The sequence below is a fragment of the Schaalia cardiffensis F0333 genome, assembly GCF_005886435.1.
In the GTDB taxonomy this organism is placed as follows: domain Bacteria; phylum Actinomycetota; class Actinomycetes; order Actinomycetales; family Actinomycetaceae; genus Pauljensenia; species Pauljensenia cardiffensis.
The window spans coordinates 1,537,577-1,558,020 of the sequence record NZ_CP040505.1 but is presented as its reverse complement, the minus strand read 5'-3'; the positions used below and the strand labels follow the sequence as shown (position 1 = coordinate 1,558,020).

Genomic DNA, 20,444 nt, shown 5'->3' with positions numbered 1-20,444 from the left:
ATGAGAGAGGAGGGGGAGAATGACGCTGTATCAACAACCGGACCTCGACCTTCGCGATCACGAGGTCTTAAGAGAAATCCACGCTCTGAGGAGTGAACTATTGACCTTCCTGCGAGTTCCCTCTCGCTGGCAGGGTGCCTTACGACGGACCTCGCGCGCCAAAGCGATTCGCGGGTCGAACCGCATTGAGGGCATCAACGCCACACCTGACGATGCCTTGGCGGTCGTTGACGAACAGAGCCCGATGAATGCGGATGAACGGGTGACAGCAGAGATCACCGCGTATCGCCGCGTTCTCACTTACATCCTGCATATGATCGACGATCCGGACGTGAAGCCCGATCTTCAGACGATCAAGTCTCTCCACTTCCTCCTGCTCGAGCATGATTTTACGAAATCGCCAGGGCGTTTTCGTCAATCAGAGATCTACGTTCGAGACGACACCTCCGATCAGATCGTTTACACGGGACCTGATCCGCAGGATGTGCCGGGCCTCATGCGGGAGCTCAGTGAGAGCATCGAAGTTCAGGGAGAATCATCAGCGATAGTCGCCGCGGCGATGGCACACCTCAATCTCGTGATGATTCATCCCTTCCGTGATGGGAACGGCCGGATGGCCCGAATCATGCAGACCTTCATCCTGGGGCGCGAGGGGATCCTCGAGCCCGTCTTCTCGAGCATTGAAGAATGGCTCGGGACCAACACCGATGACTACTATGCGATTCTCGCGAAGACCGGTCAGGGGCATTGGAATCCTGAAAACGACGCCCATGACTGGATCCGCTTCAACCTTCGGGCCCACCACATGCAGGCTCAAACGTTTCGCAGAAGGGTGGAGGAAGTCGAAGAGATCTGGCGCAGGCTTATGGAGATCGGGGCGCCTCTCGGTATTCCGGAACGCTCCTACGATGCCCTGGTCGATGCCGCTTTGGGATACAGAGTCCAGCGGCCGACGTATGCCAAGCAGGCGGCGATCGAGGACCGCACTGCGACAAGAGATCTCAAAGAGCTCGTTGACACCGGATTGCTCGAGCCCTTCGGGCACACGAGAGGGCGCTACTACCTTGCAGGGGAACCGCTTCGTGCCCTGCGCCGTGAGATTCGCAAGAAGCGCTCTCCCCTCGCCGACCCCTATCCCGAACTCATGGGATCGGTTCGTGATGCGCTGCGCGAGACTCTCCTGGGACGTACTGAGACCAACGTTGCCCCATGAGTCGCCCCCGGAGGAGGAGATCTCGAGAGCTGCACGCCCCAATGTCCTTATGTCTCAATCATTCGGACATAGGAGTGGGGTGCCTCAGCCCCGGAGCGCTCAAACAGTCGGGAGAACATGTGGGCGCGGATCAATGAGACCCTGAACTCTCAAGTGGAGGAGGAAGGCATCGGCTCGATACTCTCAGGGCATGCTCAGGATCGACCCCCACACTCATTCGGCGTGCTCCGATGGCACCGACTCGCCCTCGCAACTCATGGTCGAGGCCGCGCGGGCGGGCCTGGACTGCGTGGGCCTGAGTGACCATGACACCTTCGCCGGGTGGGACGAGGCCGAGGCGGCCATCTCCTCCACGGGCGTCGCCCTGATCCGGGGCATGGAGATGTCCTGCGCCGCCAATGGGATCAGCGTGCATCTTCTCGCCCTTCTACCCGATCCGAGTAACGAAGGACTCCTCACATGCATTGAGCGTGCCCGTGAATCCCGTGCGACTCGGGCTTTGAAGATGGTGGAGAATCTCTCAGCCGACTATCCGATCACCTGGGAGCAGGTCCTCGCTTTCGCGCCTGAGGAGGGGCCGATCGGACGCCCTCATATCGCTGATGCCCTCGTCGCGGCCGGGGCCTTCGATGACCGCTCTGCGGCTTTCGTGAAGGTCCTCCACCCCTCAAGTCCCTACTACGTCCGCTACTGGGCGCCAGACCCCATTGAAGCGGTTCAACTTGTGCTCGAGGCCGGGGGAGTGCCCGTCCTCGCCCACCCGAAGGCCCGTGCGCGCCAGCGACTCCTGCCCGAGTCCGTCATTGAGGACATGAAAGAGGTTGGCCTTTTCGGCATTGAGCGCGATCACCGCGACCATGCGCCCGAGGACCGCGAGGCCGTGGACCGTATTGCCAAGCGCCTCGATCTGCGGGTCTTCGGTTCCTCGGACTACCACGGCACTGGCAAGCCCAACCGCATCGGAGAGAATCTCACCGCCCCCGCGATCATTGATGAAACTGTGGAGCGCGCCCACCTGGAGGTTTTGCACCCGTGACTGATTTCTTCAACGTTGCCCTCTTTGCGACAACCTTCACGACGCTCATTGTCATTCTCGACCCCTTCGGGACGATTCCCGTTTTCCTCGGGCTGACGAGCCGCATGACCCCGAAGGGGCAAAAGCGGGCGGCCCTGCAGGCGACCGCAGTGTCGATCTCCGTGATCCTCACCTTCGCGGTCCTCGGCCAGCAGATCCTGCACCTCCTGCATATTTCAATGGAAGCCCTCAAACTATCTGGCGGGGTTCTGCTCTTTCTCGTCGCCATGGAACTGCTCATGGGTTCGGATAGCGAAGAGCCTGATACCGGTGATGAGCGGGTGAATGTCGCCCTCGTTCCCCTGGGAACGCCCCTGCTCGCCGGCCCCGGTGCGATTGCAGCGGTAATGGTGTCAGTCGCGCAGGCGAATAACTCCATCGCCTCCTGGATCGGCTTGGTGTGCGCTGTCGCGGTCGCACATTTCGTCATGTGGGCGACGATGCACTTCTCGCTGATTCTCTCCCGCCTGCTCGGCCCAGGCGGAATCATGCTGTTGACGAAGATCATGGGCCTGTTGCTCGCCGCGATCGCGACCGAGCTGGTAATGGGTGGGATCTTCGACTTCATCGCCGCCACCTAGGAGAACAAGCGTTGTGATGCGAGCCTGATTCCTGAACTCCGATCAGGAATCAGAAACGTTTCCGTTATTCGCGCTAGAATAGCGTCGGAGAAATATCCGCTCAGTGGATCACGTCCCAAAGCCCAGCAAAACACCTGCATCACCACAGGACATGGCTAGGCTTTCCATCGTGGCCCGTTAGCAAGCGGACAGAACGAAGACATCATCAACCCGGGAGTATTCATGACGCAGAACCTCCGCCAGACCCTCGCCTCCCAGGTCCGAGCGGTCTCAGGCCGTCCGGTCGACAAATCGACGACCATGGAGCTCTGGCAGGGCCTGTCCGCAGCCGTCGTCGACCAGATCGCCGACCGTTGGGCTAAAACAAGCGACACCTACGCGAAGGGACGCCAGGAGCACTACTTCTCCGCAGAGTTCCTCATGGGACGCGCACTGCTCAACAACCTCTCCAACCTCGGCCTCGTCGACGAAGCGCGCCAGGCCCTCGCCGAATACGGCCAGGACCTCTCCCTCGTCCTCGAAGAAGAACCCGATGCCGCCCTCGGAAACGGTGGTCTCGGACGCCTTGCCGCCTGCTTCCTCGACTCGTGCGCCACCCTTGACCTCCCGGTCGCCGGTTACGGCATCCTCTACCGCTACGGCCTGTTCAAGCAGCTCTTCGACAAAGGTTTCCAGACCGAGCACCCTGACCCCTGGATGGAAGAAGGCTATCCCTTCGTCATCCGCCGTGAAGAGGCTCAGCGCATCGTCTCCTACGCCGATCTCACGGTCCGCGCCGTCCCCTACGACATGCCCATCACCGGCTACGGCACGAAGAACATCAACACCTTGCGTCTGTGGCGCGCAGAGCCCATCGAGGAATTCGACTACGACGCCTTCAACTCGCAGCGCTTCACCGAGGCGATTATTGATCGTGAGCGCACGAACGACATCTCGCGCGTCCTCTACCCGAACGACACGACCTTCGAGGGCAAGGTCTTGCGCGTGCGCCAGCAGTACTTCTTCTGCTCCGCATCCTTGCAGGCGATCGTCGACAACTACGTCGAACACCACGGCGAGGACCTGAGCGATTTCGCCGAATACAACGCGATTCAGCTCAACGACACCCACCCCGTCCTCGCAATCCCTGAACTTATGCGCCTCCTCATGGACGAGCATGGCCTGGGCTGGGGGGATGCCTGGAAGATCGTCTCGAACACCTTCGCCTACACGAACCACACGGTCTTGGCTGAGGCTCTCGAGAAGTGGGAGATGACGATCTTCGACCGACTCTTCCCCCGCATCGCCGAGATCGTCCGCGAGATCGACCGCCGTTTCCGCACGGACATGGCCGAGCGCGGCCTCGACCAGGCGACCATCGACTACATGGCCCCCGTCGCCGGCAATACCGTGCGCATGGCGTGGATCGCCTGCTACGCCTCCTACTCGATCAACGGCGTCGCAGCCCTGCACACTGAGATCATTAAGCGCGAGACCCTCAAGGAATGGCACGAACTGTGGCCCGAGCGCTTCAACAACAAGACGAATGGCGTCACCCCTCGCCGTTGGCTCAAGCAGTGCAACCCGCGACTGGCCGCCCTCCTCGACGAGGTCACCGGCTCTGATGCCTGGGTCACCGACCTTTCCCTCCTCGGCTCCTACCTCGATGCCGCCGACGACTCAGTCCTCGACCGGCTCGCCGAGATCAAACACGAGAACAAGGTCGACTTCGCCGCATGGGTTAAGGAGCGTGAAGGCATCGACATCGACCCCGATGCGATCTTTGACGTTCAGATCAAGCGCCTGCACGAGTACAAGCGTCAGCTCCTCAACGCGCTCTACGTCCTCGACCTGTACTTCCGCATGAAGGAAGACCCCTCCCTTGACGTCCCCAAGCGCGTCTTCGTTTTCGGCGCGAAGGCCGCTTCCGGCTATATCCGTGCCAAGGGCGTCATCAAGCTCATCAATGCGATCGCAGAGCTGGTCAATAACGACGAGGAGATCGCGGGCCGCATCAAGGTCGTCTTCATCCATAACTACAATGTGTCGCCCGCCGAGCACATCATTCCTGCGGCCGACGTCTCCGAGCAGATCTCGACGGCCGGTAAGGAAGCCTCGGGCACCTCGAACATGAAGTTCATGATGAACGGCGCCCTGACACTGGGCACCCTCGACGGGGCGAACGTCGAGATCCTTGACGCCGTCGGTGAGGACAATGCCTACATCTTCGGCGCGACCGAGGACGAGCTGCCCGAGCTGCGCAAGAACTACGATCCGCGCTGGCACTACGAGAACATCCCGGGCCTCAAGCGCGTCCTCGACGCACTGGTCGACGGCACCCTCGACGACAACGGTTCGGGCTGGTTCCACGATCTGCGCTGGTCGCTGCTCGAATCGGGCTATGAGCCCGCAGACGTGTACTACGTCCTCGGCGACTTCGCCGCCTACCGCGAGGCTAAGGACCGTATGGCCGCCGACCACGCGGATGTGCGAGCCTGGGCCCGTAAGACCTGGGTGAATATCACGAAGTCCGGTCGTTTCTCTTCTGACCGCACGATCCGTGACTATGCCGAGGGCGTGTGGAAGCTTGAAGCAACGCCGATCGACTGATTGACGTTCTTGGAGGGGAAGGTCGCAAGGTCTTCCCCTCCAAGCTTTCTCCCGTCCTCCCCGGACCTGAGATTCTCCGTTTCGACCTAGGCTTTCCTCTCCTCGACCTCGCGCGAATGACTGCGCCCAGGGCAATTGGGGTGTAACACTTGGTGTATGTCTAAGGAGAAGGCGAAGAAGCCGAAGAAGATGGATCGCGAACTCTATGAGATTGAACTCCTGCGATTGCAGGCCGAACTCGTAGAAATGCAGGAATGGGTGAAGTCCACCGGCGCCAGAGTCGTCGTCATCTTCGAGGGGCGCGATGCTGCGGGCAAAGGAGGTGCGATCAAACGCGTCACCGAATACCTCAACCCCCGGATCGCCCAGGTGGTCGCCCTGCCTGCACCGAGCAAACGCGAAGAGAGCCAGTGGTTCTTCCAGCGCTACATCGCCCACCTGCCAGCGGCTGGTGAGATCAAGCTCTTCGACCGTTCCTGGTACAACCGGGGCGGCGTTGAGCATGTCATGGGCTATTGCACTGCCGATGAGCATCGTCGTTTCCTTCGCCAGTGCCCGATCTTCGAACGCATGCTCGTCGAGGACGGGATCATCCTTTTGAAGTATTGGTTCTCCGTGTCTGACAAGGAGCAGTACAAGCGCTTCAAGTCGAGAATGACGGATCCGATGCGTCGATGGAAACTCTCGCCGACCGATTTAGAGTCCATTACTCGCTGGGAGGAGTATTCGCGGGCGAAAGATGAAATGTTCGTCCACACGGATATCGATATCGCTCCGTGGAACGTGGTGGAGTCGGAGGACAAGCGCAAGGCCCGGATCAATATGATCCATCACCTTCTCGATTCGATCCCCTATGAGCATGTTGAGCGTCCCGCATTGGAGTTCCCGAAGCGGCCCAGTTCGAATGGGTATCGGCGCACGGATCGTGCCCTTCTTCGCGAGGTGCCCGACTACGCCTCGACCCTGAAAGCCTCCTCAGAGCAGAAGAAGTACGTCGATCTCGAAGATGAAGAGATCCTGTAGGGCCGCATTTCGTCGATCTGAGAACCCCCGCGTGTATTAGCCCATTGACACAGTTGACGCTCCCCGTTATTGTATGAGTGTATTAATACAGTGACACAGGGAGGAGGGGGCGGATGCCCGTCGACGACTCGCGCCCCATCTGGATCCAATTGGTCGAGACCTTCAGCCAGAAGATCGCCTCAGGCCAATGGGCCCCCTCGAGCAGGATTCCCAGCGTCCGCGAACTCGCCATCGACGCCGGAGTGAACCCCAATACCGTCCAACGTGCCCTCACTCGCCTTGACGCCGAAGGACTCACCGTCGCTGAACGCGCCCAAGGGCGCTTCGTCACCACTGATACGGAAGCGATCGCCACGGCGCGAGCCAAACTCGCCGCCCAGGCCACTGACTCTCATATCAGCGCCGTCCGTCAACTCGGACTCGAACGCGAGGAAGCCATCAGCCTCTTGACCGCACGATGGACTGCCATCTCTGCTGAAGGAGGAGACGAACAATGACACCATCAGCGCCCATCATCCACATCGAACACCTCGGGAAGGAGTACAGGGGACGCCCCGCCCTCGTCGACCTCAATTTCGACGTGTATCCGGGCCGAATCGTCGGCCTCGTCGGACCTAATGGCTGCGGCAAGACGACTCTGCTGAAAATCCTTGCAGGCGTCCTCGCCGATTGGAGCGGCACCGTCACCATCGACGGGAAGGCCCCCGGAGTCGACACCAAACGGCACGTCGCATTCCTGCCCTCCACAGACTTCCTCGACTCGCGACTCACCCCCCTCGCAGCCGTCAAACTCTACGCCAGGTTCTTCGAGGACTTCGACGCCGATAAGGCGCTGTCCTCCATCCGCTTCTTCGACCTCCCCCTCGATCGCAGACTCAAAGAAATGTCGAAGGGCATGGGGGAGAAGCTGCAGATCTGCCTCACCATGGCCCGAAAGGCGCGCCTCTATCTGCTCGACGAACCGATCTCAGGAGTCGACCCCGCTGCCCGCGACATCATCCTCGAGGGGATCTTGCGAGACTTCGACGAGGACGCGCTCATGTTCATTTCCACCCACCTGATCTCCGACGTCGAATCCATTCTCGACGAGGTCGTCATGCTCAAAGACGGGCGGGTGCACCGCGCCGCTCCGGTCGACGATCTACGCGAGGAATGCGGCATGTCCCTTGATGCTCTGTTCAGGAAGGAGTACCGCTGATGTTCACTACACTCTTGAGCCAGGAAACGCGCACGCTCGCACCGAAGCTCGCCCTCATCGCAGGAATCGGAGTGCTTATCATTGCAGTGAGCTTGGGGCTGGCCGCCCTGAAGATCCCCCTTGTTTCAGGATTCCTCCTCATGGTGAGCTGCCTGATGATCGCCATGGTCCCCCTCCTCGTTCTCCTTCAAGTAGCGACCTCCTATTGGAAGAGCATGCACTGCGATGCCGGGTACTTCACCCACACCCTGCCGGTCACGGGCGGACAACTCTTCTGGGCGAAGAGCATCTTCGCCTACATCGTGGGTCTTGTCGGCGTCTTCTGGGCCATCGTGGCAAGCTGTGCAGTGTTCGTGCAGATCGCCTGGATGAACGGTGTTCCCCTCAATGAATTCCTGTCCTCAACTCTCGATTCCTGGAACGCCTTGCCGCTGGCGATCAAGACCCTCCTCAGTGTCGCCATCCTCGTGCAACTCGCAAACCTCGTTTTCCCCGTTGCCGCCGTGATGAGCATTGGCGCGCAGAGCCGGTGGAACCACCTGGGATTCGGAGCACCCGTCATCGGCTTCATCCTGCTCTACCTCGCCAACCAGTTCACCGCAGTGTTCGGAATGCTCCTGCTGCCCGGCGGCATCGACACGACGACGGGCGAGTTCTCGTGGAAGTTCATGCTTCCCGAGCTGATCGAAGCACTCAAAGACGGAACGAACCCGACATTCATCGGCATGGGGAGTATCGTGACAACTTCACTCCTGTCCATCGCAGTGGTGTGCTGGGGGATCCGCTCGCTCAACCGCCATCTGTCCTTGCGCTGAGAATCACTCGTTCTCAGGCGGGCCCGGGAGACTCACAGATCCCGGGCCCGCCATCGAATCGAGCTGAACTCACTTCGCTTCGGCCATCAAGGAAATCCTGGCCGATTGTCGAGGATTCCCACAGGCTCCTATGGTGGAGTGAACACGACATCGCCGAGAGTCCTTCGAAAGGAACCCTGTGGAAACAGTGGAAGCCTCTTTTGTCCCGGCCAGCCCAGACCTGATCTGGATGGTGCTCATCCAACAGGTGATGGTGCTCATCGCCTGGATCATCGGTTTGGCCGTGCGCCGAGGACTGAAGAACCGCATGACGATGTCCACGGCCTCGGCGACCTTGACGGGATTGGCAGGGCTGTGGGGAGGCCTGCTCCTCGCAGGATGGATTTTCGATTCAGGCGACCTGTGGAAGCCCGGGATGATCGGTTTTGCCGCCATGGTCGCCGCGCTCGTCGTCGTGATCGTCGCCGTGGTTCTCGCCCGCCTCAACCCCCTCCCGGGCTTGCCCCCCATCAGTGAAATCGCCGCCATGGGAGAGTCAGAGACCCGAGAGTTCAAGTCCTCGGCGCGCTGGAACCTGCACACGGGCAAGCGCGACGAGGAAATGGAGACCATCATCGCGAAAACCGTGTCCGCTTTCCTCAACTCCGGAGGCGGCACACTACTGATCGGTGTTGACGACGAGGGCGAGCTGATCGGCCTTGAGAATGATTACTCGACTTTGAAAAGCCCTGACGCGGACCGTTTCGAATTGTGGATGCGCGGCATGTGGGGCCAACGTTTGGGGACGAACGCCGCCGCTTTGCCGATCCTGGATTTTGCTCGTGCCCCCTTAGGAGGCGAGGTGTGTCGCGTGACGATTCCCCCTTCGCCCCGTCCCGTGTATCTGCTGGGAAGTAAAGGAAAAGGGGCTCCTGAACTGTGGGTGCGCGTCGGCAATTCGACGAGGCGCCTGGATGTTTCGGACGCAGTTCTCTATGTGTCGCAAAGGTGGCCCGAGGCCGTGCGCGTGTCCTTGTGGACACGTTTGCGAATGTACTTTCTCCTGCGCAAGAGGGAGCGTCCGGCGCACTTGCCCCGAGCGGTGGAAAAAGCCCTGCGCGGCTGACACCAGCGTAAAGAACGCGATGCCCGGCGAGCACATGTCCCGTTGAAGGGCGCGAGAATCAGGTCTTCTCGCGCCCCGTCAATCACACGGAGTCAACGCGTTCAGACCCCCTGAGGTACTCGGATCACTCCGAGGCTTGCGGCTTGCGACGACGGATCCGTTTGCGCGGCGCCTGAGGGGCAGCTTCGACTCCGGCTTGAGAGTGGTTGCCCCGGCCTCGTCCTCGAGTGCCCCGGTCCGAACGGCCATGCTGACCCGCGCGGGCCTCGCGGTCCCCGTCCTTCGCCTTACGGTTGCGCTCACCGCAGTGGCGACGATGCGAGCCCTTGCCCGCGACAACACCCCGGCCGCCCGGCCTGCGCCCCCGCGAACGCGAAGAGGGCCCGCCCAGATCCTCCAGCTTTTCGGCGTTGAGTCCGGCGGCGGTGCGCTTGGCCCGGGGAAGACGCCCCGTCGTGCCCTCGGGGATATCGAGGTCGGTGAAAAGATGAGCCGAGGTGTGGTAGGTCTCCAAAGGCTCGGGCACTCCCAGACCCAGGGTTTTGGAGATGAGAGACCAGCGCGGCGTATCATCCCAATCCACGAAGGTCACGGCGGTACCGGAGTTGCCGGCGCGGCCTGTGCGTCCAATGCGGTGGATGTAGATCTTCTCGTCTTCGGGGCACTGATAGTTGATGACGTGAGTGACATCGTCGACGTCAATGCCGCGCGCGGCGACATCCGTTGCGACGAGGACATCGACTTTGCCCTTGCGGAAGGCCCGCAGAGCCTGCTCGCGCGCACCCTGGCCCAGATCGCCGTGAAGGGAGCCCACCGCGAAGCCGCGCGCGGACAAGTCCTCACCGAGGTGCGCGGCCGTGCGTTTCGTCCGGCAGAAGATGACCGAGCGGCCTCGGCCCTCGGACTGGAGGATGCGGGCGACGACCTCGATCTTGTTCATCGCGTGAACCCGGTAGATGACCTGTTTGACGGAGTTGACCGTCTGGTTCTGATCCTCAGGGTCCTGGGCGCGGATATGCGTCGGATGCTCCATGAATTTGCGGGCGAGGGCGACCACCGGGCCGGGCATCGTCGCGGAGAAAAGCATCGTATGCCGGTAGGAGGGGACCCTCGAAAGCAGGGTTTCAACATCGGGCAAGAAACCGAGGTCAAGCATCTCATCGGCCTCGTCGAGGACGACTGTTTCAACGCCGTTGAGGTGCAGGACCCCTTTGCGCAGAAGGTCGATCAGACGGCCCGGGGTGCCCACGACGATGTCCGCGCCGCGCTCAAGGGCCTCGATCTGCGGTTCGAAGGCGACGCCTCCGTAGATGTCGACGATACGGGTCGACAGGTATTTCGCGGCGCCGCGCAGATCAGTAGCAACCTGCTTCGTGAGTTCACGGGTCGGCAAGATGATGAGCGCCTGCGGGTGACCGGGGTTGAGGAGCTCCTCGTAGCCATCCTCATCGGGGGCGATGACATCTTCGAGGACGGGAATGGCGAAGCCAAGGGTCTTACCCGTGCCGGTCTTCGCTTGTCCGATGATGTCGTGGCGTTCGAGGGCCGGGGGCAGAGTGAGCGCCTGGATGGGGAAGGGGTGGACGATCCCTTGATCCTCGAGGGCATCGACGACTGGGTCGCTGACGCCAAAGTCGGCGAAAGTCTTGTTGTCTAGGTCTTCGTCTCCCGTGTTGACGAGGTCGGGGGTCGCCTCCTCCTCGAGGGTGAGGGGGACGATGTTTCCGAGGCGGACGACTCCGGCGGAGTATTCGATCCGAGTGTTTGCTGTCTGTGTGGATTCGGGCGCGTCTGCACCCTCATGCGTCGTGGAGGTCACGATCTGCCTTGTCTCCCGGGTCCTCCCGGGGTGGGGGTGGCAGCCGATCGCGCATATCGGGGCGTTCACGCACGCAGGATTCACAACTCGGGCGACCGGGCAGCCGTGGTCATTCCTGATTGTAGGGGCAGGAAGCGGGGCCGGGGCTCAGGCTATGGTCAATCACTCACCCGCCAGTGCTCACAAAGGGGGCATCCTCGAGGATTCCCGAGCTCATCCGCGGCGTGCCGAGGAGTCCGCCATGGGGAATGAGGCGCTGAAAAACGGCGGAAAATCTGCGAGCTGCGGCTACTCTTGGGGCATGGCACATGAGTACGCACCGGTTGATGACACCGATATTGAAGTCGTCGGGCTCCTCGCTTTCTCCGCGCTCGCTGCGATGACGAGGCTCGCGAAGGATGGTGACCAGGCGCCCGACATCAAGGCGCATATCGAGCATGCTCGCATGTCGGCGCGCGCTTTCGAGTTGTTCGAACAGCTTGAGACCTGGGCGGGGCACCGCGGTTGTGATCTGCATGAGGCCGCAGGACAGTACTCCGGTCTCTACGATGATCTCGATGCGAGGACGAGGCCGAGCACCTGGTCGGAGCGTTCTGTGAAGACCTACGTCACCCTCGGCATCATTGGGGATCTCCTACGTGAGGTGAATGAGCGTCACGGCTTGTTCAATACGAACCCGGATGTGTGGGATCTGAACCAGGGGGATTGGGAGCGCGATCATCTGGCGCCCCAGATCGGTGAGGATCCTCAGCTCGCGGCACGCCTGTCGCTGTGGGCGCGCCGAGTTGCCGGTGAGGTTCTCGGCCTCGTGCGCGCCACCTTGTTCACCCACCCGGCTCTGGCGAAGGAACCGGATGCGGCTGATGAGATTGCCGCGCTGGTGACGAAGCGCCACAATGAGCGGATGGCGCAGATCAACCTCAAGGCCTGAAAAGCGCAAGGCCCACAGGATTCCTTCCGAGAGGGGCCGCAGGATTCCGACTTCGCGCAAAGGCCCGGTGCGTCCTTTTCAGTGACGTACCGGGCCTGGAAGTCGCTCAGCCGCGCTGTGCTCGCTCAGCCGATCGCGAATCCGACGCGGCGCTCGGCCTGCTCACTCATTTGCACATAGCCGATGGCGTTCGCGGGAATAAGGTAGCGTTCCTTCTTCGAATCGACGAGGTCGAGGACGCTGCCATCCCGGATGGCGGCTTCGACGCGGCTGGAGAGCTCGTCGAAGTCCAAGTCGACGTCGATGGCCAGTTCGCGGGCCGAACCGCGCACCCCGATGATGATGTTCATATGTGCCTCCATGAGGATCGATACTGCTCTCATGCTAAGGGTCCGCAGATGACTATGCCCTCTGGGATGATTCCGTCATGAGCGAAATCCACATTGAGCTGCGCCCCAGGCCCGAGGGGTGGGCGGACTTGCCCGCCCTCGACGAGGCTCAAACAGCAGTCGTTGAGGCCAGCCAAGACCGCTCCCTCGTGGTGCGCGGCGCCCCTGGGAGCGGTCGGACCACCTGCGCCCTCGCAGCTCTTGAGGCCGGGGTGAAGCAGGGTCAATCGGTGCTCCTGCTCGTGCCGGACCGGGTGCGAGCGGATCGTCTGAGCGCTCAGGCCCAAGCGCTCGCCCCTCATGAGGTCCGCCCAGTGCGGACCCCCGCGTCTTTCGCCCACCGGATCGTGACGACGTGGAGGCTGTCTCGTGCGGATCCTCTCGCCGGAGTGGAACTGGTGACGGGCGCACTCTTCGACGAGATCCTCGCCCGCCTCATTGAACAGGTCGACGCCCCCTGGCCCCAATCCATGCCCGCCCAGATGCGCGCAATGGAGGCTTTCCGCGCTGAACTGCGTGATCTTTTCGCCCGCGCCGGTGAAGCCGGACTCGACGCCAACAGCCTGGAAGAGGCAGGAAAAGAATTCGCTTTCCCCCAGTGGGTTGCGGCCGCCGCCCTGCTCCGGGCCTACCTGGATGCGCCGGAGTTCACGGTTGAGCACCGCGATGTGCTGCGTGTTGATCTGGCCCGCATCCAGACCCTCGCCGCTGAACTCATTGAGAATTGGGATACTCGCGGGCCCGGGGTCGGGATCGAATGCGGGCCTCTTGTGCCCGATCTTGTGATCGTGGATGATCTGCAAGACTGCACGCCTTCGACGATCCACCTCCTGAACGCCCTTGAAGGGGCGGGGGCCAGAATCCTCGCCTTCGCAGATCCTGATGTTGCGGTCGCGAGTTACCGCGGCGGCGAGCCCCACTTGGATCTGAGACTGGCGAAGACAATTGACGCCGAGGTCATGGAACTCGCAGGGGTGAAGGCCCAGCCGCCGCGAATCCGCAGGGCTCTTGTGGATGTGGTCTCCGGGATCACCCAGTCCGGCCCCCACGGGCGCCGCCGGGTGGGGGTGGAAAAGCCACGAAGCGAAGGTGCGGGTGAAGCCCGATATGACGAAGGCTCAATCATCGCCCACCTCGGCGGTTCGAACGCCCAGCTCGGAGCCCATATCGCCCATGCTCTGAGGCGCCATCACCTGCACGAGGGCGTCGCCTGGGACAAGCAGGCCGTGATCGTCAGATCCGCTTCGGCTGTCCACGAGTTCACCCGTCATCTGCGCCGCGGCGGGGTTCCGGTCAACGGGGCATCCAGGGCCTTCGATTTCGCCTCCCAGGCCAGTACCCGGGTCCTTCTCGAACTCATCGCCACGCCCGATGATGCTCGTGACCCGATTCGCGCGAACACCCTCATCGCCTCCCCCCTCGTGTCCTGTGACGCTTTGGAAGTCCACCGTCTGCTCGCCCGCCTCGCCCTCGTGAATAACAACAAGGAGATGGACGGTGAGGACTCGGCGAAAGCCGGCCGGCCCCTTTCAGTTCGTGACCTTCTCGAAGGCGAAGAACTGCGTCCCACACGCGATCCCGCTTCTCGGGCAGAGACGAGCCCCCTCGAAGAGGGCCTGGACGCTGCTGCGAAGATCTGGGCTGCGCGCGCCGGTGCCTGGCGTCAACGCCCCCAGGAGGCGCTGTGGCGCATCTGGCAGGCCGCAGGAGTTGCGGACTCGTGGAAAGACGCGGCACTCGCCAGAGGTGAAGACTCGAACTGGTACGACGACCAGCTCGACGCCGTCGTCGCCCTCATGCGCGTCGCCGACGTGTGGGAGCAGCGTAATCCGGGAAAGACGGCCGCCGACTTTGCGAAAGACCTCCTGGATAAGGGGGTGCCCGTTGATACGATCGCCCGAGTCTCCACACGCCCCGCCGGAGTCTCAGTCCTGACACCCGCACAGGCGATGGGAGCCCATTTCGAGGTCGTCTCGATCATTGGCCTGCAGGAGGGGGCGTGGCCGAATACGCGTTTACGCACCCGCGCCTTGCGCGCCGATCTTCTCGCCGACCTCGGCGCAGGCCGTTTCGGGCAGGATGCCTCGGGCGCTCGAGTCCTCCTCGACGATCCTCGTCAAGCTAGGAGGGCCGTCCTTGACGACGAGCGCAGGCTCTTGGCTGCGGCGCTGTCGCGATGCACCCGGGTCGTGCATATTGGCGCGGTCAGTGCCGAAAACGACGCACCCTCGCTCTTCTTCCACTTGCTCGCCCAACACGCCGATACGGCCGATCAGGGCGATCCGCAGCTCACCCCGGCCCCTGCGCCCCTCAACCTGGCCGGACAGGTCGCGGACCTGCGAAGAGCCGCCGCCCGCGAAGACGAGGCCGAGGACCAGGAGACGGCGATCACTCTGCTCGCACTGCTCAGCAAAGAGGGAATCCGCTCAGCAGACCCGGACACCTGGACCGGTGAGGGACCCTTGAGTTCGAATGAGCCGATCAACTCCGGACTCGTGCACCTCTCGCCCTCGAGGATTGAAGCGGCCCTGAACTGTCCGCTGCGCTGGTTCCTCTCCTCGATCGGCGCCGAAGGGGGCGGTGGAGCCGCCCAATCCTTGGGCACGCTCCTGCACGCCCTCGCCGAGGAACTCCCTCACGGCCGCGAAGAGGAGCTCCTCACTCGCCTCGAGTCGAAGCTCGCAGAACTCGACATTGACACCTCCACCTGGGAGGGACTCGACTTTAGTGAAAGGGCCCGCAAGAAGGCCCAGGCCTTCGCGGCCTACTGCGCCCAACATGAGGAGGAGGTTGAGGTCGAGAAGAATATCCGCGTCCAGATCGGACAGGTCATGATCACCGGGCGCCTCGACCGCATCGAAAAGCAGAAAGAAGGCGTCGTCATCACGGACCTTAAGACCGGTGCCGCAGTGGGGAAAGCCCAAGCGAAAGCCCATCCGCAGCTCGCCGTCTACCAGCTCGCCCTTCGCGCCCTCGGCTACGAGGTCGCCGACGCGAAGCTCGTTTTCCTCCTCGACGATGGGAAGGCTAAGACCCTGTCCCAAGGCCCATTAGATGAGGAGCAGCGTGCCCAATGGCTCAGCAGAATCGAAGAAGTCGGGACACTCGCACGCGCGTCAACACTCAATGCGAGCCCGGAGGAGCAGCGCTGCGCGACATGTCCCTTCACGCGCTCGTGCCCTGCGCACACCCATGGTCGAAGGACGGTGGACTGATATGAGGAGCCCCATGCTTTCAGCGGCAAGGATCCAAGAGGCCATTGACCCCGGACTATCGCCGACGCCCGAACAAGAAAGGATCATTGAATCTCCTTTGCGTCCGCTCCTCGTCGTCGCGGGCGCGGGATCAGGCAAAACGGAGACCATGACGATGAGGGTCCTGTGGGCGGTCGCTAACCATGAGGAGATCACCCCCTCGTCCGTCCTGGGCCTGACCTTCACGAAGAAGGCGGCAGGTGAACTGGGCGAGCGCCTACGTCGTCGCCTCCACACACTCGCACAAATGCCCGAGTGGGAAGAAACCGACAGGGAAAGACTCGATGGGGAACCCATCGCCCTCACTTACAATTCCTTCGCCCAAAGGATCGTTCAAGAGCACGGGCTCGCAATCGGCCTCGACCCGGACTTCCGCATGCTCGGACAAGCGGGCGCAGTGCAAATGATGACCGAGATCCTCGCGAATTGGCCCCGAGTTCTGCACCCCGACTTGAAGATCGCGGACGCCGCGAAGAAAGCCCTGTCTTTGGCGGGAAAGCTCGCCGATCACGGCCTTGACCTTGACGAGGGAGTGACCCTCCTCGACGAATTCGGCGTGGAACTCTCAGCCGCCGGAGAGGGCAACACCACCATTCGTGAGATGCGGGCCGCCAATGAGAAGCGCCTCGCCCTGCTTGAGCCGATCCGTGAGTTCCAACGACGCAAACGCGAAGAAGGCTTGTTGGATTTCTCCGATCAACTCCTACTCGCCACGAAGATCGTCACCGAATCCCCTGAAGCGGTCAAACAGATCAGGGCCGAGCACAAGTGCGTGCTCCTTGACGAGTTCCAAGACACCTCCATCATCCAAATGACCTTCTTATCGACTCTGTTCCACGATCATCCGGTGACAGCCGTCGGTGATCCCAATCAGGCGATCTACGGGTGGAGAGGCGCCTCGGCATCCTCTTTGGAGTCCTTCTTGAAGCGCTTCCAAGGGGCTGAGGCGCATGGGGATCAGACCCTCAGCCTGTCAACCGCGTGGCGTAATGATCGACGGATCCTCCTCGCTGCGAACAAGGTAGCGGCCCCGCTGCGTGAAAGCGCAGATAAGGCCGTGTCGCCTGTGCTCATAGAGTCTCCGGGAGCCGAAGAGGGGCGCGTGACAATCGCCTACGGGCAGAACCTGGAGGAACAGACGCGGATCATTGCGGACTATGTCGAAGGGCTTCGAAGCGCCCACAGGGGCGAGAAGTACTCGATCGCGGTGCTCGGACGCAAACGCAGGCCCTTCCTCGCGATCGACCGAGAATTGCGTGAACGCGGGATTCCCACGCAGATCATCGGATTAGGTGGCCTCCTCGACCAGCCCACGGTCGCGGATCTTCGCTCAACTCTGGCGATCACTGCGGACGTTCAGGCCTCATCGGATCTTGCGCGCCTCCTCGTCCGTGCGGACATCGGTTCTGCTGATTTAGCGGTCCTGGGGGCTTGGGCGCGCCACCTTGCCCTCGAAGCGGGGCGCGACCCGCACAGCGCACTCCTGCTCGACGCCGTTGACCACCCACCGGCCCCGGGGTGGCGACGCTCGGCTCAAGCCCCTGCAATGAGCGAAGCAGGAGCCAAGCGTCTCGCACTTTTGGGCCAGCGGCTCAGGCGTTTGCGCGCCATGCGGGGGAGAGGACTGGTTGAACTCGCTGAGTCCGCGATGGGGACGATGGGGATCCTTGACGACGCGATCGCAGATCCCCTCGGCCTTGGATCTCGTGAAGCCCTCGACTCATTCATCGACGTCATCGCAGGTTTTGAGCAGTCCACTCCCTCTCCGACGCTCCTCGGTCTACTCGCCTGGTTGGATGCGGCACAAGAAGAGGAGAACGGTCTGGAGGGGGTGGCTCTTGAAGCAGATCCTGATGCCGTTCAGATCCTCACGATCCACGCGGCGAAAGGCCTCGAATGGGATGGCGTCGTCATAGCCGGGCTCAGCGACGCGGAGTTTCCCACTCATAGGGGCAAGTCGGTCACCTGGAGTGCGCCCGCGCCTGCACAATCCGGATGGATTAATGACTCGGGTGAACTCCCTCATCCTTTACGTGGCGACTATGAGGATCTGCCCGAATTCGACATGGATCTCACGGAGGGGAGAACCCCATCTGCTGCCTTCAAGAAGTGGCTGGAGGGCAGCTACAAGGTGGCGCTCGGCGCCCATTTGGAGCGTGAGGAACGCCGTCTCGCCTACGTCGCCCTTACTCGCGCGAAGCACGATGAACTCCTCGTCGGATCGTGGATCAACCAGGCAAAGACTCCTCGTGAACCTTCCCGTTACCTTGAGGAATCACGTCAGGCCCTCGTGAAGGACCTTCAGGATTCACTGGACTCAGGGGTCGTCTCCTGGGGGAACGGTCGCCGCCTTGAAGTGGACGCGCAGGCCCACAGGCTCCTCGAAGAAGAACTCGAGGCCCTCGGCTCCTGCATCACCCCCAAGCCCGAGGGCGAGCAGATCGAGGAACTCATGGTGAAAGAGGAGGGGGCCTCATTCCCGCCTCAGCCGGGTCCTTCCCGTCGGGCGATCGCCCTGGCGGCCGACAAGGTCCGGCAGGTGAGAGCCGAGATGGACTCAGAGCGCGAGGTTTTCGAGATCCTCGCCGAACTCGGCGACTCCGCACGTGTGCGCGATGTCGTCGCACTCCTTGAGGAGCGTCGCCTCAATGCGGAGCAGCACACGATGGTCCTGTGGTCGGATCAAGTTCCCGCGACCTCCGTGTCGAGTTTGATCGACGATCCGCAGGCCTTCGCTGAACAGATCCGACGACCCATGCCCAAGGCCCCCAGTGAGTATGCCTCTCTTGGCACGATCTTCCACGCGTGGGCCGAACGCCAACTCCACCAGGCCAGTGGTGAGCTCTGGGAGGAGCCGATCGTCGGAGTCGATTCCCTTGACGAGGACGGGCGCGCCCGCCTGGAGCGGATGCAGAAGAACTTTCTCGAATTGGATATCGTGAGAAACGGCAGGCCTCTCGCCATTGAAGAGCCCTTCGCCCTCGAACTCGCGGGGATCAGTGTCACGGGGCGGATCGACGCGGTTTTCACTGATGCCCAGGGACACACAGTGATCGTCGATTGGAAGACGGGAGTGTCGGCGTCGAAGGGAGCACCTCGAGACAGGCTCCGCTATTTCGCGACCCAGCTCCGCCTGTATCGCGCAGCATGGATGGCAGTCCATGAAGAGGAATCTTCAGTTCGTCCGCTTCTCGCTTTCGTTTCCTCCGGCGAGGTCGTGGAATTGGATGAACTTGAAAAGAAAGCAGGCCTGGATCCGCACACGAGTCTTGACAAACTCCTCATGGACGCTCTCGACAAGCAGGGGGAGGGGAATTAGGCGCCCTCTTCATCCTCGACTGTCTGAGCGTGCTCGGACATGCTCAAAGGTTGAGTCGGCGCGCTGTGAGGATCAATTCCGTCTTTTTCTTCGATGTCTTGCACAGTGCTTTCCACCTTGGCAGACGGGGAATATGATCGTCGGGCAACGAGCTCATCCTCGCCCAGATCCTGCGACAAATCGGTGAGCATGTCGCGTGCATCCTCAATGATCGAAGAATCCTCGGCGTGTAATCCGTGCACGAGCCAGCGAATGATCGCGAGTTCAGACAAAAGCTGCGCCCTCGTGAAAAGGTGAAGGTCCACCACCGAACGCTCCTGGGAGTAGGCCTCGCGGAAACGAGTGAGGAAGGCTTCGCAGGCCTGGGCGAGAATCCACGCGATGTCTTGAGCGGGATCTCCGACATGAGCGGAAGAAAAACCCGTCATCGCGCGCACCACTGAATGGTCGAGGACGAGCGAGTTCCCCTGAAGGTCACCATGGATCGGGGCTGGAGCGAAACGCCACAGGGATATCTCTTCCAGGGCGGCATCCCAACGGTTCCACAGGTTCGCGGGGATGAGGACATTCGCGGCAGCTTCGTCGAGGAGCGCGTAGTGGCGGTCACGGCATTCCGTCGCCGAATATGCGGGTAGGTCAACGCCCGTGTAGGTCGAAGGAGGCAGATTGTGCAGCGCCGCGAGGGATTTGCCCAGAGAAGACGGCAGGATATGCGGGTCGTCGAAATCCTCTTCGGTCATGGTGCGTCCGCCGAGGTTCTGGTGGACGATCACCCGGTCACCTTGGGGTGTGAAAGTCATGCCGTGGATGCGAGGGACGTCGAAGGGGAGTTTTCTCGCATCGCGCGCTTTTGCGAGGCGTGCGAGGACCCCTGACTCGGCATCGAGGTCGAGTCCGCCGACGCTGTCGTGGGGGCAAGTGACGGTCCACTTGTCGCCGCGCGCGTCAATGACTCCGGTGACAGAGCTGACTTCGTCGGAGAACTGGGGTGCGCACAATGCGACGATCTGGAATCCGGGGACGGCACAAGTCGCGAGGGCCGCGAGTTCGAGGGGAGTCTTCGCACGCTTCACAGATCCACGGTACATGTCGCCGCTGCGCAGGCACCTTCGGCGCGTCGCTTGTCACCCAAA

At 61.9% G+C, this 20,444-nt stretch carries 15 protein-coding genes; 12 read left to right on the top strand and 3 right to left on the bottom strand.

Annotated features, from left to right (window positions below; all coding sequences use genetic code 11):
• The first annotated feature begins 19 nt into the window (after positions 1–19).
• From FFA61_RS06530 to FFA61_RS06490, 9 genes are all read left to right on the top strand, one after another.
• Positions 20–1,213: a Fic family protein gene (locus FFA61_RS06530; RefSeq protein ID WP_005964900.1), complete on the top strand. Its 1,194-nt coding sequence runs from the start codon at positions 20–22 to the stop codon at positions 1,211–1,213.
• A 190-nt stretch (positions 1,214–1,403) separates the two neighbouring features.
• The gene (locus FFA61_RS06525; protein WP_005964897.1) at positions 1,404–2,249 is read left to right on the top strand and encodes a PHP domain-containing protein; all 846 of its coding nucleotides are present in this window, start codon (positions 1,404–1,406) and stop codon (positions 2,247–2,249) included.
• Entirely contained in the window at positions 2,246–2,869 is a 624-nt protein-coding gene (locus FFA61_RS06520; protein ID WP_005964894.1) for a MarC family protein, read from the top strand. The genes FFA61_RS06525 and FFA61_RS06520 overlap by 4 nt, the downstream gene beginning before the upstream one ends.
• A gap of 222 nt (positions 2,870–3,091) precedes the next feature.
• Positions 3,092–5,458, top strand: coding sequence for a glycogen/starch/alpha-glucan phosphorylase (locus tag FFA61_RS06515; RefSeq protein ID WP_005964891.1), 2,367 nt, complete (start codon positions 3,092–3,094; stop codon positions 5,456–5,458).
• Positions 5,459–5,647: 189 nt separating this feature from the next.
• Positions 5,648–6,481 carry a polyphosphate kinase 2 gene (gene ppk2, locus FFA61_RS06510; protein WP_040314213.1) on the top strand — a complete coding sequence of 278 codons (834 nt, stop codon included), beginning with the start codon at positions 5,648–5,650 and terminating at the stop codon, positions 6,479–6,481.
• 113 nt (positions 6,482–6,594) lie between these two features.
• Complete coding sequence (locus FFA61_RS06505; RefSeq protein WP_005964885.1) at positions 6,595–6,978, top strand: GntR family transcriptional regulator; 384 nt, start codon at positions 6,595–6,597, stop codon at positions 6,976–6,978.
• Positions 6,975–7,679 (top strand): ABC transporter ATP-binding protein, encoded by a 705-nt coding sequence (locus FFA61_RS06500; protein ID WP_005964882.1) that lies wholly within the window; start codon positions 6,975–6,977, stop codon positions 7,677–7,679. The genes FFA61_RS06505 and FFA61_RS06500 overlap by 4 nt, the downstream gene beginning before the upstream one ends.
• Positions 7,679–8,494 carry a hypothetical protein gene (locus FFA61_RS06495; protein WP_005964879.1) on the top strand — a complete coding sequence of 272 codons (816 nt, stop codon included), beginning with the start codon at positions 7,679–7,681 and terminating at the stop codon, positions 8,492–8,494. The genes FFA61_RS06500 and FFA61_RS06495 overlap by 1 nt, the downstream gene beginning before the upstream one ends.
• Positions 8,495–8,723: 229 nt before the next feature.
• The gene (locus FFA61_RS06490) at positions 8,724–9,599 is read left to right on the top strand and encodes an AlbA family DNA-binding domain-containing protein (RefSeq protein WP_005964877.1); all 876 of its coding nucleotides are present in this window, start codon (positions 8,724–8,726) and stop codon (positions 9,597–9,599) included.
• Between the two features lie 124 nt (positions 9,600–9,723).
• Here FFA61_RS06490 and FFA61_RS06485 read toward each other — a convergent pair whose 3' ends face one another.
• Entirely contained in the window at positions 9,724–11,418 is a 1,695-nt protein-coding gene (locus tag FFA61_RS06485; RefSeq protein WP_242600908.1) for a DEAD/DEAH box helicase, read from the bottom strand.
• 301 nt (positions 11,419–11,719) lie between these two features.
• Here FFA61_RS06485 and FFA61_RS06480 point away from each other — a divergent pair, with 301 nt between their 5' ends.
• Positions 11,720–12,349, top strand: a complete 630-nt coding sequence (locus FFA61_RS06480; RefSeq protein ID WP_040314425.1) for a ferritin-like fold-containing protein — start codon at positions 11,720–11,722, stop codon at positions 12,347–12,349.
• Between the two features lie 125 nt (positions 12,350–12,474).
• Here the strand turns inward: FFA61_RS06480 and FFA61_RS06475 are convergent, their stop codons facing one another.
• Positions 12,475–12,699, bottom strand: coding sequence for a DUF3107 domain-containing protein (locus FFA61_RS06475; protein WP_040314209.1), 225 nt, complete (start codon positions 12,697–12,699; stop codon positions 12,475–12,477).
• A gap of 77 nt (positions 12,700–12,776) precedes the next feature.
• On the opposite strand from FFA61_RS06475, the gene FFA61_RS06470 reads away from it, so the two are divergent.
• Positions 12,777–15,953, top strand: a complete 3,177-nt coding sequence (locus tag FFA61_RS06470) for a UrvD/REP family ATP-dependent DNA helicase (protein WP_005964869.1) — start codon at positions 12,777–12,779, stop codon at positions 15,951–15,953.
• 1 nt (position 15,954) lies between these two features.
• The gene (locus FFA61_RS06465; RefSeq protein WP_040314207.1) at positions 15,955–19,311 is read left to right on the top strand and encodes an ATP-dependent helicase; all 3,357 of its coding nucleotides are present in this window, start codon (positions 15,955–15,957) and stop codon (positions 19,309–19,311) included.
• On the opposite strand, the gene FFA61_RS06460 is transcribed toward FFA61_RS06465, so the two are convergent.
• The gene (locus FFA61_RS06460) at positions 19,308–20,384 is read right to left on the bottom strand and encodes a phosphotransferase (protein WP_131247357.1); all 1,077 of its coding nucleotides are present in this window, start codon (positions 20,382–20,384) and stop codon (positions 19,308–19,310) included. The two genes, FFA61_RS06465 and FFA61_RS06460, sit on opposite strands and share 4 nt — an antisense overlap.
• Between the last annotated feature and the right edge of the window lie 60 nt (positions 20,385–20,444).

Excerpts from the sequence above, each read along its gene's own strand:
- FFA61_RS06530 (WP_005964900.1), top strand. The coding sequence starts at position 20 with ATGACGCTGTATCAACAACCGGACCTCGACCTTCGCGATCACGAGGTC.
- FFA61_RS06525 (WP_005964897.1), top strand. The coding sequence starts at position 1,404 with ATGCTCAGGATCGACCCCCACACTCATTCGGCGTGCTCCGATGGCACC.
- FFA61_RS06515 (WP_005964891.1), top strand. The coding sequence starts at position 3,092 with ATGACGCAGAACCTCCGCCAGACCCTCGCCTCCCAGGTCCGAGCGGTC.
- ppk2 (WP_040314213.1), top strand. The coding sequence starts at position 5,648 with ATGGATCGCGAACTCTATGAGATTGAACTCCTGCGATTGCAGGCCGAA.
- FFA61_RS06505 (WP_005964885.1), top strand. The coding sequence starts at position 6,595 with ATGCCCGTCGACGACTCGCGCCCCATCTGGATCCAATTGGTCGAGACC.
- FFA61_RS06500 (WP_005964882.1), top strand. The coding sequence starts at position 6,975 with ATGACACCATCAGCGCCCATCATCCACATCGAACACCTCGGGAAGGAG.
- FFA61_RS06495 (WP_005964879.1), top strand. The coding sequence starts at position 7,679 with ATGTTCACTACACTCTTGAGCCAGGAAACGCGCACGCTCGCACCGAAG.
- FFA61_RS06490 (WP_005964877.1), top strand. The coding sequence starts at position 8,724 with ATGGTGCTCATCCAACAGGTGATGGTGCTCATCGCCTGGATCATCGGT.
- FFA61_RS06480 (WP_040314425.1), top strand. The coding sequence starts at position 11,720 with ATGGCACATGAGTACGCACCGGTTGATGACACCGATATTGAAGTCGTC.
- FFA61_RS06475 (WP_040314209.1), bottom strand. The coding sequence starts at position 12,699 with ATGAACATCATCATCGGGGTGCGCGGTTCGGCCCGCGAACTGGCCATC.
- FFA61_RS06470 (WP_005964869.1), top strand. The coding sequence starts at position 12,777 with ATGAGCGAAATCCACATTGAGCTGCGCCCCAGGCCCGAGGGGTGGGCG.
- FFA61_RS06465 (WP_040314207.1), top strand. The coding sequence starts at position 15,955 with ATGAGGAGCCCCATGCTTTCAGCGGCAAGGATCCAAGAGGCCATTGAC.